This is a genomic window from Micromonospora tarapacensis (assembly GCF_019697375.1).
In the GTDB taxonomy this organism is placed as follows: domain Bacteria; phylum Actinomycetota; class Actinomycetes; order Mycobacteriales; family Micromonosporaceae; genus Micromonospora; species Micromonospora tarapacensis.
This window is the reverse complement of the sequence record NZ_JAHCDI010000004.1, coordinates 2,466,377-2,482,374: the sequence shown is the minus strand read 5'-3', so window position 1 is coordinate 2,482,374 and position 15,998 is coordinate 2,466,377. Positions and strand designations below refer to the sequence as shown.

General features: G+C 70.4%; 14 protein-coding genes. 10 read left to right on the top strand and 4 right to left on the bottom strand.

Annotation, left to right across the window (positions count from 1 at the left end):
* Window positions 1-101 precede the first annotated feature (101 nt).
* The 9 genes from KIF24_RS17265 (at window position 102) to KIF24_RS17230 (ending at window position 10,502) form a co-directional block, all read left to right on the top strand.
* Window positions 102-1,565 carry a family 43 glycosylhydrolase gene (locus KIF24_RS17265; RefSeq protein WP_230415699.1) on the top strand — a complete coding sequence of 488 codons (1,464 nt, stop codon included), beginning with the start codon at window positions 102-104 and terminating at the stop codon, window positions 1,563-1,565.
* Window positions 1,566-1,761: 196 nt separating this feature from the next.
* The gene (locus tag KIF24_RS33030) at window positions 1,762-2,634 is read left to right on the top strand and encodes a copper resistance CopC family protein (RefSeq protein ID WP_230415697.1); all 873 of its coding nucleotides are present in this window, start codon (window positions 1,762-1,764) and stop codon (window positions 2,632-2,634) included.
* Window positions 2,631-3,680, top strand: coding sequence for a hypothetical protein (locus KIF24_RS33025; RefSeq protein ID WP_331461167.1), 1,050 nt, complete (start codon window positions 2,631-2,633; stop codon window positions 3,678-3,680). The genes KIF24_RS33030 and KIF24_RS33025 overlap by 4 nt, the downstream gene beginning before the upstream one ends.
* A 91-nt stretch (window positions 3,681-3,771) precedes the next feature.
* Window positions 3,772-4,659, top strand: a complete 888-nt coding sequence (locus KIF24_RS17255; RefSeq protein WP_221084929.1) for a hypothetical protein — start codon at window positions 3,772-3,774, stop codon at window positions 4,657-4,659.
* A gap of 153 nt (window positions 4,660-4,812) precedes the next feature.
* On the top strand, window positions 4,813-5,358 hold the full coding sequence (locus KIF24_RS17250; RefSeq protein WP_221084928.1) for an NUDIX hydrolase: 546 nt from the start codon (window positions 4,813-4,815) through the stop codon (window positions 5,356-5,358).
* A 69-nt stretch (window positions 5,359-5,427) separates the two neighbouring features.
* Window positions 5,428-6,642 (top strand): low temperature requirement protein A, encoded by a 1,215-nt coding sequence (locus KIF24_RS17245; RefSeq protein WP_221084927.1) that lies wholly within the window; start codon window positions 5,428-5,430, stop codon window positions 6,640-6,642.
* Window positions 6,643-6,819: 177 nt separating this feature from the next.
* Complete coding sequence (locus KIF24_RS17240) at window positions 6,820-7,656, top strand: aldo/keto reductase (protein ID WP_221084926.1); 837 nt, start codon at window positions 6,820-6,822, stop codon at window positions 7,654-7,656.
* A gap of 621 nt (window positions 7,657-8,277) precedes the next feature.
* The gene (locus KIF24_RS17235; protein WP_221084925.1) at window positions 8,278-9,624 is read left to right on the top strand and encodes a cellulose binding domain-containing protein; all 1,347 of its coding nucleotides are present in this window, start codon (window positions 8,278-8,280) and stop codon (window positions 9,622-9,624) included.
* 131 nt (window positions 9,625-9,755) lie between these two features.
* Entirely contained in the window at window positions 9,756-10,502 is a 747-nt protein-coding gene (locus tag KIF24_RS17230) for a DUF4184 family protein (protein ID WP_221084924.1), read from the top strand.
* Here the strand turns inward: KIF24_RS17230 and KIF24_RS17225 are convergent.
* The gene (locus tag KIF24_RS17225; RefSeq protein WP_221084923.1) at window positions 10,474-11,727 is read right to left on the bottom strand and encodes a MalY/PatB family protein; all 1,254 of its coding nucleotides are present in this window, start codon (window positions 11,725-11,727) and stop codon (window positions 10,474-10,476) included. The two genes, KIF24_RS17230 and KIF24_RS17225, sit on opposite strands and share 29 nt — an antisense overlap.
* Complete coding sequence (locus KIF24_RS17220) at window positions 11,702-12,166, bottom strand: SAM-dependent methyltransferase (protein WP_230415695.1); 465 nt, start codon at window positions 12,164-12,166, stop codon at window positions 11,702-11,704. The genes KIF24_RS17225 and KIF24_RS17220 overlap by 26 nt, the downstream gene beginning before the upstream one ends.
* A gap of 60 nt (window positions 12,167-12,226) precedes the next feature.
* Here KIF24_RS17220 and KIF24_RS17215 point away from each other — a divergent pair, with 60 nt between their 5' ends.
* Window positions 12,227-13,684, top strand: a complete 1,458-nt coding sequence (locus tag KIF24_RS17215; RefSeq protein WP_221084922.1) for a recombinase family protein — start codon at window positions 12,227-12,229, stop codon at window positions 13,682-13,684.
* Between the two features lie 805 nt (window positions 13,685-14,489).
* Here the strand turns inward: KIF24_RS17215 and KIF24_RS33020 are convergent.
* Window positions 14,490-15,350 (bottom strand): hypothetical protein, encoded by an 861-nt coding sequence (locus tag KIF24_RS33020; RefSeq protein WP_230415693.1) that lies wholly within the window; start codon window positions 15,348-15,350, stop codon window positions 14,490-14,492.
* Complete coding sequence (locus KIF24_RS17205) at window positions 15,329-15,907, bottom strand: hypothetical protein (protein ID WP_221087673.1); 579 nt, start codon at window positions 15,905-15,907, stop codon at window positions 15,329-15,331. Before KIF24_RS17205 ends, KIF24_RS33020 begins: the two co-directional genes overlap by 22 nt.
* Between the last annotated feature and the right edge of the window lie 91 nt (window positions 15,908-15,998).

Here is a 15,998-nt window from a genome sequence, read left to right as displayed (position 1 = left end):
AGGGGCCGGGTGAAGCGTCGTGGCGAGCGGGTCGCCGCGCCACGACAGCGCCACGATGTCGCCCACGACGGACGCCGTCGGAGGACCCGGAGGTGCACCTGATGGACTTCAAGCGCGACGACGTGTCGGTGGTCGGTGCCGTGCCGTCGGCGGCGCCGTCGAAGACGATCGAGGTGGTCGGCAAGCTGCCCGGCGAGCACAACCCGTTGATCGGGCACAAGTTCGGTGCCGACGGCTTCGGCTTCGCGCACGACGGCCGGGTGTACATGTACCTGACCAATGACACCCAGGGCTTCGCGCCCGACCCGGTCACCGGCATCTCGCCGGGCATCAACTACGGCGACATCAACCAGATCACGGTGATCTCCTCCGAGGACCTGGTGAACTGGACGGACCACGGCGAGATCCAGGTCGCCGGGCCGAACGGCGTGGCACCGTTCACCAACAACTCCTGGGCGCCCGGCATGGCCCGCAAGGTGGTGGACGGCGAGGAGAGGTTCTTCCTCTACTACGCCAACGGCGGTGGATCGAGCAACGTCATCACCGGTGGGTCGCCGCTCGGTCCGTGGACCAGCGAGCGCACCAGCACGCTGATCGGCGACCGTACTCCCGGTGCCGAGGCGGTCGCGTGGAAGTTCGACCCCGCGCCGTTCGTGGACGACGACGGCGAGCCGTACCTCTACTTCGGTGGCGGTCCCGCCTCGACGAGCAGGCCGGCGGCCGAGCGCTTCAACAACCCGAAGAACATCCGGGCGATCGAGCTCGGCGACGACATGGTGTCGACCGAGGGGACGGCGGCCGTCGTGGACGCCCCGGTGGCCTTCGAGGCGGCCCACGTGTTCAAGCGCGAGGGTCGGTACTACCTCTCCTACTCCGCGCACTTCGGCGGGAACGACTTCGGCGGCAACCAGACCCCGCTGCCCGGCTACCCCGGCGGCGGCCAGATCGGCTACATGGTCTCCGACGACCCGATGACGTGGCCGAAGGAGACCTACGCGGGCGTGCTGTTCCCGAACCAGTCGCAGTTCTTCGGCGCCGGCACCGGCGGCAACAACCACCAGTCGGTGTTCGAGTTCGAGGGCAGGTACTACTTCACCCACCACGCCCCGACGCTGAACAAGCGCATCACCGGGGACAACACCCAGGGGTACCGCAGCCCGCACATCGAGGAACTGGCCTTCAACCCGGACGGCACGATCCAGCAGGTGGTCGGCACCTACGCCGGCGTGGCACAGGTCCGCGACTTCGACCCGTTCCGGGTGTTCGAGGCGGAGACCTTCGGCTGGAGCACGGGCATCGCGACGAGAAAGATCGACGGCGGCTCCGCGCAGTTCGGCGGCTCGGCACCGAACCTGGTGGTGAGTGACATCGACAACGGCGACTGGACGGAGTCGACCGCCGAACTCGACGGCGTCGCCGACGTGCACGACGTCTACTTCACCTACGCCGGGCCCGACGGTGTCGACCTCTTCGAGCTCGACACCTGGGCCTTCGAGGCCGGTGCCGGCGCCGAACCGCCCGTCACGGCCAGCGTCCAGGCGCCGTGTGTCGGTGGCACCGTGTAGTGGCGGTGCAGGCCCGCAACGACCACGACGCCCCGGTGGGCATCGTCCTGGAGACCGTGTACGGCCAGTCACCGGCGGCTGACGAGGTGGCCGGACCAGCGCTCCGGTTTTCGGCCGCGGAAGGCAGAACTTTTGCCATCTGAACAAAAAGATGGCGAGCCATTGAATAAAGCCACAACGTCGCGAGGATGATCGGATGCGTCGTCCCCCTCGGCCTGCCGGCCGCCTGGCCTCGGGTCTGCTCGCGCTGGTCCTCACCGCCGCCGTCGCCCTCCTCTGGCCTCCCTCGCCCGCCGCGGCGCACGGCACCCTGGCGATGTCCACACCGGCCGAAGGCGCCACCGTCGAGAAGCCGGTGGCGACGGTCGAGCTGTACTTCACCGAGAAGGTCCGCGACGACGCCTACTTCACCGTCACCGCGCCCGGCGGCGGGCGCGTCGACAACGGCTGGACACACGGCACGCCCAAGCCGCTGGACCAGCCGGTACGGGAGTACTTCCTGGTGGACGGGGTCTTCGAGCCGCGCGAGTACACGACCGGCTTTCCCGCGCTGGTGACGCTCGCGCAGCTGCCCGCCACCGGCCAGTACTCGGTGAGCTACCTGTCGGTGGCCTTGGACGGCGACCCGGTTCGTGGCACGGTGAGTTTCCGCTACACGGGGAAGGCGACGGCGGCGCCGCCGGGCTGGCAGCCCCGACCGGTCAGCCGGAGCCGGCCCTGCTGGCCGCCGCCGAGCAGCACGGGACTTCCGGGCAGCAGCCGGCGTCAGGTGCCCCGGCGGCACCGCCGGTGTCACCGGTCCCGTCGGCGGCGGTCGCTGCGCCGTCCCCGGCCGACACGGCCGGCGCCGGCCCGCTGGCCTGGACCGGTGTGGCAGCGGCCATCGCCGCGGTCGCCGGCCTGGTCGCCTGGCGGTGCCGCCGGCCCGGCGTCGAGCGGGTCCGGCAGTCGGCGGCTCGCCGACCCGGTGGCGGCTCCCGCTCCGGGGGCAGACCGAGGACCGCCCCGCGTGCCGCCACTGGCAACCGCCGCGACTCGCCCGGCTCCAGCGGCAAGCGGCGACCGGTGACCGTCCCGGCCGCCCGGCAGGGCGAGGCGGCGGTAACGGCCCGGACGACGACCCCGGTCCGGACCGAGCCGCCGGTCGTCGAACCCGCGCCGACACCCGGCCCCCGCCTGGGCAACACGCGCCTGGCGTTGCTGGTCGGCGGGTTGGTGGTGGCGCTGCTGGCCGGGTTCGGGCTCGGCCGGCTCGGCGCCGCAGACCAGCGGCCCGCCAGCGGAGCACCGCAGGCCTTCGCGTCCGCCGGCGAGCCGCCGGCCGAGGGAGCGGCGGCGGCGGACGGGCACCAGCACCCGCCGGGAACCGGGGCACACACCCATCCCGGAGACGGCAACACGGGCCAGCAGGCCACCGGAACCACGGTCAGCGCCGCCGGCTACACGTTGCGGCCGGTGCTCCGGACCCAGCCGGCCGACGAACCGGCGGACTACCGGTTCCGCATCGTCGGGCCGGACGGGCAGGCGGTGACCCGCTTCGCGGTCGTCCACGAGAAGCCGTTGCACCTGATCGTGGTGGGCCGAGATCTGAGCGGGTTCCAGCATCTGCACCCGTCGATGGCGGACGACGGCACCTGGAGCGTGCCGCTGACCCTGTCCCGGGCCGGGAGCTACCGCGTCTACGCCGACTTTTCCGCCAGCACGCCCGAGGGCCGGCAGGTCCCGCTGGTGCTCGGCGTCGACCACCACGTGCCGGGCGGGTACGACCCCGCCGGGCTGCCGCCACCGCAACCGGGGACGACGGCCGGGCCGTACACGGTGTCCATGACGGGCACGCCCACGGTCGGAGTGACCGTGCCGATGGACTTCACGATCAGCCGCGCCGGCGCCACCGGGCCGGTCGCCCCCGAGCGCTACCTGGGCGCGTACGGGCACCTGGTCGTGGTGCGCGAGGGCGACCTCGGCTACGTTCACGTCCACCCGGAGCCGGAAATCGTCGACGGGGCGGTCAAGTTCTGGCTGACCGCTCCCAGCACGGGCCGCTACCGGGCGTTCCTCGACTTCCAGGTCGACGGGAAGGTGCACACCGCGGAGTTCACGATCAACCTGGCCTGAGGGCGCCGGGCGAGCGTGCCTCGTCGGCGGGCCGGAGCAGACCCGCGACGGTTGGACGCAACCGATTCGCCTCCGCCGACGTCCGATGGGAATGAGGATTCGTCGAAGCGGGCGGCTGGCGGTCGTCCCCCTGCTGTTGCTGACCTCCGCGGCCTGTGCCCAGCAGGCCGGCGACGCCGGCCCGGAAGGTTCCGACTCTCCCGAGCGGTCCTACGCCGCCGACGCGGTGGTGTTCCGGATGGACCACACCGGCGGGTTCGTCACGCCGGCCATGCTGGCCACCCGGCTTCCCGCCATCAGCGTCTACGGCGACGGACGGGTGATCACCCAGGGGCCGGTGCCCATGATCTATCCGGGTCCGGCCCTGCCCAACCTTCAAGTGGGCACGATCAGCGCCACCGAGGTGGAGGATCTGATCAAGGCGGCCCGCGCGGCGGGTGTCGGCGGCGAGGCCGACCTCGGCACGCCGCCGGTCGCCGACGCGCCCTCGACCCGGTTCACCGTGCTGGGTGACGACGGAGTCGAACAGTTCGAGGTGTACGCCCTCGCCGAGGCCGGCGGAGCAGGGACCGGGCTGACCGCCGACCAGCAGGCGGCCCGGGACAGGTTGCGGCAGTTCGCCGATTCGCTGACCGCCGGGTCGGGTCCACTCGCCGGGGCACAGGCGCAGGCGCAGTCGCAGCCGTACGTGCCGGCCGCCGTCGCGGCCGTCGCCGAGCCCTGGGTCGCCAACAGCGAGCTTGGCGAGCAGCCCGAGGTGGCCTGGCCGGGGCCGGCGCTGCCCGGCACCGAACTCGGCAAGAACCTCGGGCTGGGCTGTGTCACCGCCACCGGTGACGAGGCGCGGCAACTGCTGACCGCCGCGGCGAGCGCCACCGCGGTGACTCCGTGGACCTCGGACGGCAAGCGCTGGACGGTCAGCCTCCGACCGCTGCTGCCCGACGAGACCGACTGCGCCGACCTGACGACCAACCGCTGACCGCCCGGTCCGCGCGGCCGGCGGGATCGGAGCCGGGGCGTCCCCGGTCCCGCCGGCACCGCCCGCCGGGCGGCCGGCTTCGGAACGGTCACCCGGCCTCATCGCGTTCCGGCTGCTCGGGCCGGGACGGCACCGGCCGGCTACGGTGGCCGGGTGGACGAACTCGTGGCGCTGTACGCCGAGGGCGACCTGTCGGGACGGGTCACCGGCGTGGCCGCCCGCAGCGCCGTCCGGGCCGGCAACCTGCCGCACGCCGCGACCGCGGTGCTGTTGCGCGACGAGCGGGACCACCTCTACGTCCACCGGCGCACCGACACGAAGGATCTCTATCCCGGCATGCACGACGTCTTCGCCGGGGGTGTCGTGCTGGCCGGTGAGGATCCGTCCGGGGCAGCGGCCCGGGAACTCTCCGAGGAACTGGGCGTCCGCAACTGCGACCTGCGGCCCTGCCTGCGGTACTGGTACGCGGACGAGCACGCGAGCTATCTGGCGTACGTGTACGAGGCTCGCTACGACGAACACCGCTGCGGCCCGGTGGTCCACCAGCCGAGCGAGGTGGCGGCGGGGTGGTGGCTGAGCACGGCGGACCTGGTCACCCGTCTCGCGGACCCGGCCTGGGCCTTCGTACCGGACGGGCGGGCCACCCTCGGTCGATACCTTCGGCAGGCACGGCGTTCTACCGGCGGATTTCGGGCGTAACCTCCCTCTCCCGTCTAGCTTGGGGGCAATCGCCAGGATCGCGGCGGGTGCCGGGGCGAGGATGGGGCAATGGGGCGGATCTTCCGGGCGCGGGTGGTGGCCACCGGGCCGGCACACCGGGCGACGACGTACGAGATCTTCTTCGACCTGGTGTTCGTCTTCGCGCTGATCAGGATCACCGAGTACATGAGTGCGAGCCCCGGGCCGCTGTCCCTGATGCAGGGGTTCGTCGTACTCATGCTGTTGTGGATCTCCTGGGTGGTCTATTCCTGGCTCGGTAACCAGGCCCGCGCCGACGTCGGCCTGATCCGCGCCGGGACCACCGTGGCGATGGCGGCCGTCTTCCTGGTCGCCCTGGTCATCCCCGACGTCTGGGGTTCCGCCCCGGGACCGCGGATGATCCTGGTGCTGGCCTACGTCGTGGTGCGGGTGGTCCATCTGATCCTCTACCACCGGGCGGCGGGTGACGATCGACGACTGCACCGCACGATCCGGATCTACACCCTGACCACCGGGCTGTCCTGGATCCCGCTCGTCCTCGGCGCCGTGCTCGGTGGCTCCGTGCAGCTGTTGCTCTGGGCGGTGGCGCTCGCCGTCGACTTCTCCGGCGGACTGGTCGCCTCCCTGCTGAGCGGGTGGCCGTTGCGCAGCGCGGAACACTTCACGGAACGGCACAGCCTGGTGGTGATCATCGCGCTCGGCGAGACCCTGATCTCGGTCGGCGCCGGGATCGGCACCGAGATGATCCGGGGCCCGATCCTGCTGGCCGCGCTGCTGACGCTGGTCATCACGACCTGCCTGTTCCGGCTGTACGTGGTGAACTCGGCGGCCGCGGCCGCGGCCTTGACGAGAGAGCCCCGCCCGAGGCAGGGCCGGCTCGCCGCCAACGCCTACACCCTCGCGCACTTCCCGTTGATCGCCGGGACGATCTACCTGGCGCTGGGGGTCCATGAGGTGATCGACACCCTGGCGCACGACGCTCCCCGGGACGCGGCCGGCGTACGTCTGGTGTGGACGTCGGCGGCCGCGTTGTTCGGCGGCGTCGCCCTGTATCTCGCGGGCCGGGCGATGTTTCTCGCCTTCAGCGTGCGGTCGGTGACCCTGGTGCAGCTCCTCGCCCCCGCCGCGGCGCTGGCGCTCCTGCCCGCCGGCCGGTTCCTGCCCGGCCTGGCCGCGCTCGGCCTGCTCACCGCGTTCGTCGTCGTCCTCGTCGGCTACGAGAGCGGGCTCGGCCCCCACCGTGGCTCCGGCGAGGTCGCCATGCGGACGTCCGGACCGTCGTGAGGCGGCTGCCGGCGCCGGGCCCGCCCGCCCTACCGGGAACGGACCTGGACGGATCTCGGCGTCCGGGTGGGCGGGCCGGCGCTGCACCGGTTGCCCGGGCACCCGCGGCGGTCCGGTAGGGCTGCGGGTACGGTCGGGTGCGGTGGTGGTCCGGAGCAGCTTCAAGGGGGATAGGTGATGGGTGTGCCCAGCCTGACGGCCGGTGACGGCACGGTGTTGCCGGCGATCGGCTTCGGCACCTACAAGCTGACCGGGTCGGCCGGTGTGGCGTCGGTCGCCCAGGCGATCCGGGCGGGATACCGCCTGCTCGACTCGGCGGTGAACTACGAGAACGAGGGCGCGGTCGGGCGGGCCGCGAGTTCCGCCACCGGCGTGCCGGACGAACTCGTGGTGACCTCGAAGCTGCCCGGTCGGCGGCACCGGTACGCCGAGGCGCTGGCCACCATCGAGGAGAGCGTGTACCGCACCGGCCTGGACCGGATCGGCCTCTATCTGATCCACTGGCCCAATCCGAAGGTGGACCGGTACGTCGAGGCGTGGACCGCGTTGATCGAGGCGCGCGAGCGTGGCCTCGTCCGGCACATCGGCGTCTCCAACTTCCTGCCCGAACACATCGACCGGCTGGTGGCCGAGACCGGTGTGGTCCCGGTGGTCAACCAGATCGAGATCCACCCGTACTTCCCGCAGCGGGAGGCGCTCGACCACCACCGCACGCTCGGTGTCCTCGTACAGGCGTGGAGCCCGCTGGGCCGCCGCAGCGACCTGCTGGGGAACCCGACGATCACGGCGATCGCGGGGGAGCACGGGATCAGCCCGGCGCAGACCGTCTTGGCCTGGCACGTGGCCCGGCAGGTGATCCCGCTGCCGAAGGCCGCCGGCAGCGAGCGCCAGCGGGAGAACCTGGATGTCTTCGGCATCGCGCTCAGTGAGGCGGAGATCGAGGCCATCACCGCCCTGGGCCGCCCGGACGGGCGGACCGCCGGTCAGGATCCGGCGGTGTACGAGGAGTTCTGAGCCTCGCCGGGCCGGTGCCTCGGCCCGGCCGTCCGTCGTCAGCCCCGGCCGCTGCCGTTGAGCAGGGCGAGCCCGGTCTCCGGGTCGAACGTCTTGGCGAGCTTCCCGCCAACCTCGGTGATGATCACCTCCAGCGTGGGCCACACCTCGCCGCGCAGCAGATGCCCGCCGACGGTACCTCGGCCCGGTGGAAGCCCAGGGTTCCAGTGGCCTTGGCCGCCGGCCGAGTTACCCCTTACAGGCGGGTTCTCACCGATCTCGCGGCGACTCGCCGCAAGAGCGATACATCTACATCTTGCGATGTTATCGCTCACGGGATACCTTGCCGGTGCAGGAGCGAAGGGCACGCTCCGGCGTCCCCACCGGGTCGAGGACCAGGTGTGGCCGGACGAGCAGCGCCGGCTGACGGGCATGCGGGCCCCGTCCGGGACGTGTCACGTGCCGGCGCAGGCCGGGGCGTTCACCGCGGGAGCCGGGTGCGCCGACCAGACCGCCATCCTGCGCGGCCTCCCACCGGGCCTCGGTGCTCCGGTCGGGCCGCCGCAGCGGGCCGTATCCGCCTATCCGCCACCAGCGATGCTTCGCACCCGCGCGTCGTCAAGACGCGGAACGGAGTTCACGATGTCCAGGCGTAGATCGATTCTCGGACCCGTCGCGCTCGCGACCCTGATGGTGCTGGCCGCCGCCGGCACCGCGCTGAGCGGCAGGCTCGGCGACACCGTCCCGACCGCCCAGGCGGGAGCCCTCGCCGCGACCGCCGGCTGCGGCACGGCGCCGACGCTGCGCAGCGGCACGCACACCATCCAGAGCAACGGGAAGAACCGCAGCTTCATCCTGCGGGTCCCCGACAACTACGACAACAACCACCCGTACCGGCTGGTGTTCGGGTTCCACTGGCTCAGCGGCACCGCCACCGACGTCGCCACCGGCCAGACCGTGCAACGCGACGCCTGGGCCTACTACGGCCTCCTGCCGTTGTCGAACAACAGCACGATCTTCGTCGCCCCGCAGGGCATCAACAACGGCTGGGCCAACTCCGGCGGGGAGGACGTCACCTTCGTCGACGACATGCTCCGGCGGATCGAGGCGGACCTCTGCGTCGAGACGACACAGCGATTCGCCCTCGGCTTCAGCTACGGCGGCGCCATGAGCTACGCGCTCGCGTGCGCCCGACCGGACATCTTCCGGGCCGTCGCGGTCTACGGCGGTGCACAACTGAGCGGGTGCAGCGGCGGGACCCAGCGCGTCGCCTACTTCGGGGCACACGGCATCCGGGACGGCGTGCTCAACATCTCCAACGGACGATCTCTGCGCGACCGGTTCGTCAGGAACAACGGCTGCACCGCCCAGAACCCGCCGGAACCGGCGCAGGGCAGCCTGCGGCACATCAGCACCACCTACTCCGGCTGCGCGGCCGGCTACCCGGTGGTGTGGGCGGCGTTCGACGAGGGACACATCGCCGCACCGCAGGACGGCGCCGCCGGTGACAGCGGCTCCCGGACCTGGCTGCCGGGGGAGACGTGGCGCTTCTTCACCCAGTTCGGCGGCACCACCCCGCCGCCCAGCCCGACCACCCCGCCGCCGTCACCGACCACCCCGCCGCCGAGCCCGACCACCCCGCCGCCGAGCCCGACCACTCCGCCGCCCGGCGGCGCGTGCCGGGTCACCGCCGCGGTCAACGCCTGGAACACCGGCCTGACCGAGAACATCACCATCACCAACACCGGCAACTCCACGATCAACGGCTGGTCGCTGGTCTTCACGCTGCCCGGCGGGCAGAACATCACCGGCGGCTGGAACGCCAGCTACTCGCCGACGTCGGGCCAGGTGACCGCCCGGAACCTTTCCTACAACGCCACCATCGCCCCGAACGCGTCGGTCAGCATCGGCTTCCAGGCCACCCACACCGGCGACACCGCCAGGCCAAGCTCGTTCACCCTCAATGGCGCGGCCTGCACGATCGGCTGAGCAGCAGGGCCCGGGGGTGGACCTCGACCGGGATCCACCCCCGGCCCCCGCGTCAGCCGAACGTGCACACCGACGCTCCCCCGCCGCCCGGCCGCAGATCGACCGGCGACACCTGGCCTAGGCTCCGCACCGTGCCGCTGACCTTTCCCTCGCACCTGGCCCCGGCGCTGGCGCTGAAGATGTGGCGTCCCCGGTGGTTCGACGGTGTCGCGCTGTGCACCGGTGCGGTGGCCCCGGACGTCGCCTACCTGACGTCCGGACCGGTCGGCAGCAGCTTCCCGGACACCCATGCCTGGCCCGCGCTGCTCTGGTGGTGCCTGCCGGTGGCGTTGGCGTACGCGGCGGCGTTCCGGATCGGTGCCGACAGCATCGCGGCCCACCTACCCGGCGACCGCCGGTTCGGCTGGCGCCGCCACGGCTCGCTGGCACGGTGGCCCCACCGCTGGTGGATCACCGTCAGTTCGGCGCTCGTCGGCGCGGCGAGTCACCTCGGCTGGGACCGGCTCACGCACACCGACGACTGGCTACGAACGCTCTTCGGCATCCGCTGGTCCGCCGTCACCGATGTCGCGTGGTGGAGCGTCTCGGATCTGACGAGTACGGCCGTGGGTGCCGTGGCTGCCGTCGTACTCACCGCCCGCCTCGGCCGGCGCGGCAGCCCGGCGGCGGCACCGGACCTCGCTCGCCGACCCGGGCTGTTCTGGGGCGTCACCGCGGTGATCGGTGTCGTGGGGCTGGCCGTGGTGCCGCTGCTGCCCGGTGCCAGCGTCCTCGCCGCGACCGTCGTGAGGTTGCTGCACGTCGCCGGCCTGGCGCTGCTCGCCGGCGGCCTCGCCGTCCGGTTCGGGACTAGTGTGCCGGCGTCGCATGCTCGGTGACGGCGTGGCCCATCCGGCTGACCGCCTCGGTCAGGATCGCGGGGGAGGTGGCGAAGTTGAGCCGGACGAAGCCGGTGCCTCCGGTGCCGAAGACGTGCCCGGAGCTGAGAGCCACCCTCGCGCGGTCGAGGAACAGCTTCGCCGGCCCGGCGACGTCGGTGACCACGCCGGGCTCGCCGGTGCCCGGCCCGCTGTCGGTGCCCAGCGCGGTGCAGTCCAGCCAGGCGAGGTAAGTGCCCTCGGGCCGGTGGTACCCGATTGTCGGGCAGTGCTCCGCCAGCAGCGTCCCCAGCAGGTCACGGTTCGCGTCGAGGCCGTCGAGCAGCTGGTCGAGCCAACCTCCGCCGTCGCGGAAGGCGGCGGTGTGCGCGATGACGCCGAGGTGACTCGGCCCGTGGCCGACCTCCTCCGGCAGCCGGCGCAGGTCGGCCACGGCCTGTCGGCCCGCGACGACCAGCGCCGACTTGAGGCCGGCGAGGTTCCAGGCCTTCGAGGCGGAGAGTACGGCGAACGCGTCCTCGGCGCCGGCCAGCGTGAGGTAGGGGGTGAAGTGCGCTCCGGGCAGCACCAGCGGGGCATGGATCTCGTCGGACACCACCCGCACCCCGTGCCGTCGGGCGAGGTCGGCCACCGCGTCGAGTTCCTCGCGTCGGTGGACGACACCGGTCGGGTTGTGTGGGTTGCACAGCAGGAACACCGCCCGGCGTCGGCCGGCGCGCGCCCGGCGGAACGCCTCGTCGAGTGCCGCGAGGTCCATCCGCAGGTCCGGCGCGAGAGGTGCCTCGATCACCCGCCGGCCGTCGTGGCCGACGAAGGCGTAGAAGGGCGGGTAGACCGGGGCGCAGACCACGACCGCGTCGCCGGGGTCGGTCAGCAGCCGCAACACCTCGACGATGCCGAGCATGACGTCCGGCACCACGGCGGTGTGGTCGACCCGCAGGTCGGGCCACGCCCACCGGCGAGCGGCGAAGCCGCCGAGCGCCTCGGCGTACGCCGTCCCGCACGGGTAGCCGGTGTCACCGCGGTCGATCGCGTCGCGCAGCGCCCCGGCGACCGGTGCGGCCAGGGAGACGTCCATCTCGGCGACCCAGAGGGGCAGCACGTCCGAGTCGTACGTGCGCCACTTGACGCTGGTGCGGCACCGAAGCTCGGCGAGCGTCAGCTGGTTCAGCGGATTCACCGTCACGACCGCCGGCCGGTCATGGCTTGCGGGCCACGGCACCATACGCGTCGATCGCCTCGGCGTCGGGCTCCGGACGCCACAGCGGGATCGGCACCAGGCCGGGCTCCACCAGGGTCAACCCCTCGAAGCAGCTGGCGAGCTGCTCGGGGCTGCGCAGGATGTACGGCACGCCGCCGCTCTGGGCCAGCCGGTCGGCCCCGGAAACCACCTCCGGGCTGGTGTCGGTGCCGTCCCAGAGCACCAGGTGGCTGCCGGACGCGGTGGCGTCCATGACCCGCGCCACGATGGAGCGCACCACCGCCAGGTCGGGTTCGTACCCCATCACGCCCATGAACATCACGGCGACGGGCTGGTCGAAGTCCAGCGTCTCCGCCGCCTCGGCGAGGATCGTCTCCGGGTCGTGGTAGTCGGCGGGAACGTAGGTGGTGACCCCCTCGGAGGTCGTGCTCGACAACAGGGCCCGGGCGTGCACGAGCACCATCGGGTCAACGGTTGTCGGGTAGTATGCACACGTAGCTGGTTTTCCTGAAGGGAGCTACGCGTGGCACTCGGCGCAGGGTTCGTACGGGTCAGCACTGGTAGTCAGGACGAGGCGTCTCAGATCAAGGTGGTCGAGGTTGATGCTGCTGAGCGTGGTATTACGATCGTGAAGTGGTTCAGGCTCCATGGCTATTCGGCGAGCCATGGGACGCAGGAACCGGCGTTGCGTGAGGTGATCGCGGACATTGCGCGTGGCGACTACTCGACCTTGATTGTCACTGAGTCGTCGCGGCTTGACCGGCGGGAGGATTTGGACGCTCAGGCTGAGATTCTGCTGGCTATCCGGTCCGCTGGTGGCGACATCGTCTCCGTCAGTGAGCCGCAGTTCGGGCGGACCGATTTTGCGGGTCGTATCGTGACGCTCGTTGCGCAGCACGCGAATGCCGAGAAGTCGAAGACGGTCAAGCGTACGACGTATCGTGGAATCATGATGATCCGTGACAATAAGGCGCATCATGGGGCGTTGCCCGCGTTCTGGGCGACGGAGGGTGTTCGGTACGCCAAGCAGGCGCGGTGTCAGGACCCTGCTGCTGTTGTGGACATTTACGAGCGGGTCGCTAGCGCCGAGTCCCTTTCCAGCGTGGGGCGTGCTTACGACCTTTACCCGAACTCGGTCAAGAACGTCATCCGCTTCGCCGCGAACCACACGGGCGTTGTCGAGTGTTCCTATACGCACGAGGGTCAGACCGAGACGTGGGCGCACGAGGTTGAGCCTGTTGTCGATTCCGCGTTGTGGTGGCGTGCGAACAAGGTTCTGGACGCGAACATGGGCGAGAGCCGCGCGAACAAGGGCGGTCGGCCGGTCGCCAGCCCGGCCAACTGGATTTCCGGCATTCTCGACTGCCCTGAATGCGCGGGGAAGCTGTTCCTTAACGCGGGTCTGACGCCGGCAAAGAACTCGCGCACGGGCAAGCCACGCGTACCGAAGCCACGCACGCCGAAGCTCCGCTGTGGTGGTCATGCCAAACGGCGCCTGTCCTGCGGCGATTTCAAGGGGGTCGAAGCGCAACCCGTCATCGACGTCGTTGCCGGTATGTTCGCCAGCGACACGACAGACATTCTCGCGTTTCAGCGAGTGGCGGGAAACGCGCACGAGTTGGACGAGCTGCACGCCGGGCTTCGCAAGATACAGGCTCGACTCTCCGCCACCGAGGATGATGACGAGCTGGACACGTTGGTGGCGGAGCGTAAGGCGATCAAGGCGCGCATCGAGGGATTCGTGATCGTTCCCGACCAGTTCGACTATGCACCCACGGGGCAGACGGTGGCGCAGATGTGGAATGCCGGTGATGACACTGTCAAGCGCGGAATGGTCCGCGCGGTCAAGGCGTCCTGGGGAATGGTTCTCGCGGAGCATGATGGGTGGTGGGGAATCGCCGTCGGGACGGTAGGCCAAAACGGCCCGGCGGGCGCGATGGGGATTGTCGACCTTGGCAACGGCTTGTGTTTCCGGCGTTAGCACGCGGAACGGCAGAGGCTCACCCGGCATTTCACCGGGTGAGCCTCTTTTGTTGCAGGATCGGCGGCTACGGTCCCTCTGATAATGCAACCAGCATCACTCGAAACTAGTCGGGCCGTTGTGTTGCGGAATGACGAGCACAATCTTTCCAGCCTCGATGTGCCTGAGCACGTTAGGGAGCCTGAAATCCCGAGGTTGGACGATCACGGTCAACGTCCCTGAGTCATCGGCCGCCTGTTGGGTGCGCGCGTCGATGGTTGTCCGCCGGTCACCGGCGGCCCGGCGTCGCCGGGCTGGGGTGGTATCGGTGGAGGGGCGGGCCATCGGTGGCTCTCCCCGCTCGTCCTGATGGCCGGGGTGGTGCTGGATGGCGTCGGGGGTGGGGTCGGTGCCGGGCGGGGTGGCCGCGTCGGTGGCCGACCGGTCGCCTACAGACGGGCGACGGCGTGAAGCGTTCGCGTCGTGGCTTGTGGCCATGCCTTTCCACTGTGGTGGGTTGCTGGCCCGTCGCGAGCCCGGCACGTTGTGGAGCGGGCCGGGTACCCGCGGGCTGACTTCTGGCATAGGACTCCTGGCTGTCGTGGTGGATGGTGCAGACCTGAAACGGTTTGAGGCATGGCTGTCAGGGACCTCCTCTGTCGGAATCGGGGTGGATCGGCTCGACCGCTTCGCCATCATGGCGGGCGGGGAAGACGGCTCGGCAGCCCACAACAGGTGTGGGCGCAAACACAGCTCGCCGAGCGCCTATGCGCGCTCGGCGAGCTGTGTCGAGATAGAGATTGTCGGCCTGCGGCCAGAATGGCTGTCAGCCAGTGATGACGGGCCAGTTGTCGGTTACTTCGATGGTGGCTTGGTCAGCGGTCGTCGCCGGGGGCTCGGTTCCACTGAAGCCGCCACCGGACCAGGCGATGTGCCAGGTGACGACAGCGCGTAGGGTGAACTTTCCGCCCGGGGCTTCGCGTGATGTGGTCGTGTAGGTGTGGCTACAGTCCGATTCGGACAGCGGTGGTGCGCCTCCGGTCCATGGGGTGCCAGGGCCGTGGCATACCTTGGAGCTGCCGTCGCCGGCATACCAGGTGATCTTTGTCGGTTCGGCCCGCGCGGTAATGCTGATGCCGGGTAGCGACGCCGTGGCTGTGTGGGTCTTCCAGAGGCCCGGCTGGACCCACCACCACACGGGCACGTGCACCACCTGTGGCTTGTCCAGCCGGGGGTTGGAGGCCATGACCGGTTTGGGGAAGGTGAGCTGCGACAACGCTCGTTGAACCATGATGTCCAGGGTTGTCGGCGGGTTGGTCAGAAAGACGGTGCCGCCGAAGGCCAGTTCGTCGGTGGCCGGGTCATAGCAGGTCTTGATGTACCAGCCGTCCGGCAGGAACCCACCGCCGTCTTTGCCGTAGTAGCAGCCGTCGCTGCCGAGCCAGCCCCATGCCTCGCTGTAGCAGGGGACGACTTCGCCGCCGAGTTTGCAGGTCAGCGACCCTCCGCCGTCGCTGCCGCCGGTGCCGCCGCCTGCGCCTGGGTCGATCACGACGATGTTGCATTGAGGGTTCTCGGGGTTGAGTTGGCAGTTGACGTCGCCGTAGCCGTCTGCGTAGGCCGTGGATGGAACCAGGGCCATCGCGATCGTTGCGAAAGTAGCGGTTAGGAGTTTGCGAGCACGCATGATCCCACCTCGTGCACCCCCAATCCTGTGACCTTCCAGGCGCCGTCAGCGCGTTCCAAGTCTGCGATGACGAGTCGGAGACCACCGGGGGTGTCGTTGTAGGGGTCGCCGTTTGCCTTGTATCGACTGGTCTTGCTGGTGTCCATGCAATCGCGCACCCGCGCCTTCGTGGGTGCATTCGCCGGGGCCATTGATTCAACTTCTGGGTCGAACACGGCGTCTCCCCGGCCGCGTAACCCTTGGTCGCGCATCGAGGTAAGGCCGGCTGTCAGTTGTTGGAGCGCTCGCCCAGCGGCGTATTGGGCGAGTGAGGGTTCCTCTGGGTTTGCGGTCTCGCTGGCTTTGAGGAACGCGCGCTGCATGCCGAGGTACGCATCGAGGATCTGCTGTTGTGGAGTCGTTGTTGATGTGGCGCTGGCTGTTGGGCTCGCCGTGGATGATGGGCTGCTGGCACTGGGTAGGGTGATGGAGGGTTCTTCGGGGTCGGTGCAGGCCGTCAGCGATGCTGCGACGGCGAGCAGGGCGGTCAGGGTGATGGTGCGGATGGTGCCGTTCATGTGCCCTCCGGCTCCGCTGTCGTTCGTACCTTGGAATGGCGGTTCTCCGCTACTGTCACGTGTGCACGTACACGCGGTCAGTGACCGTCTC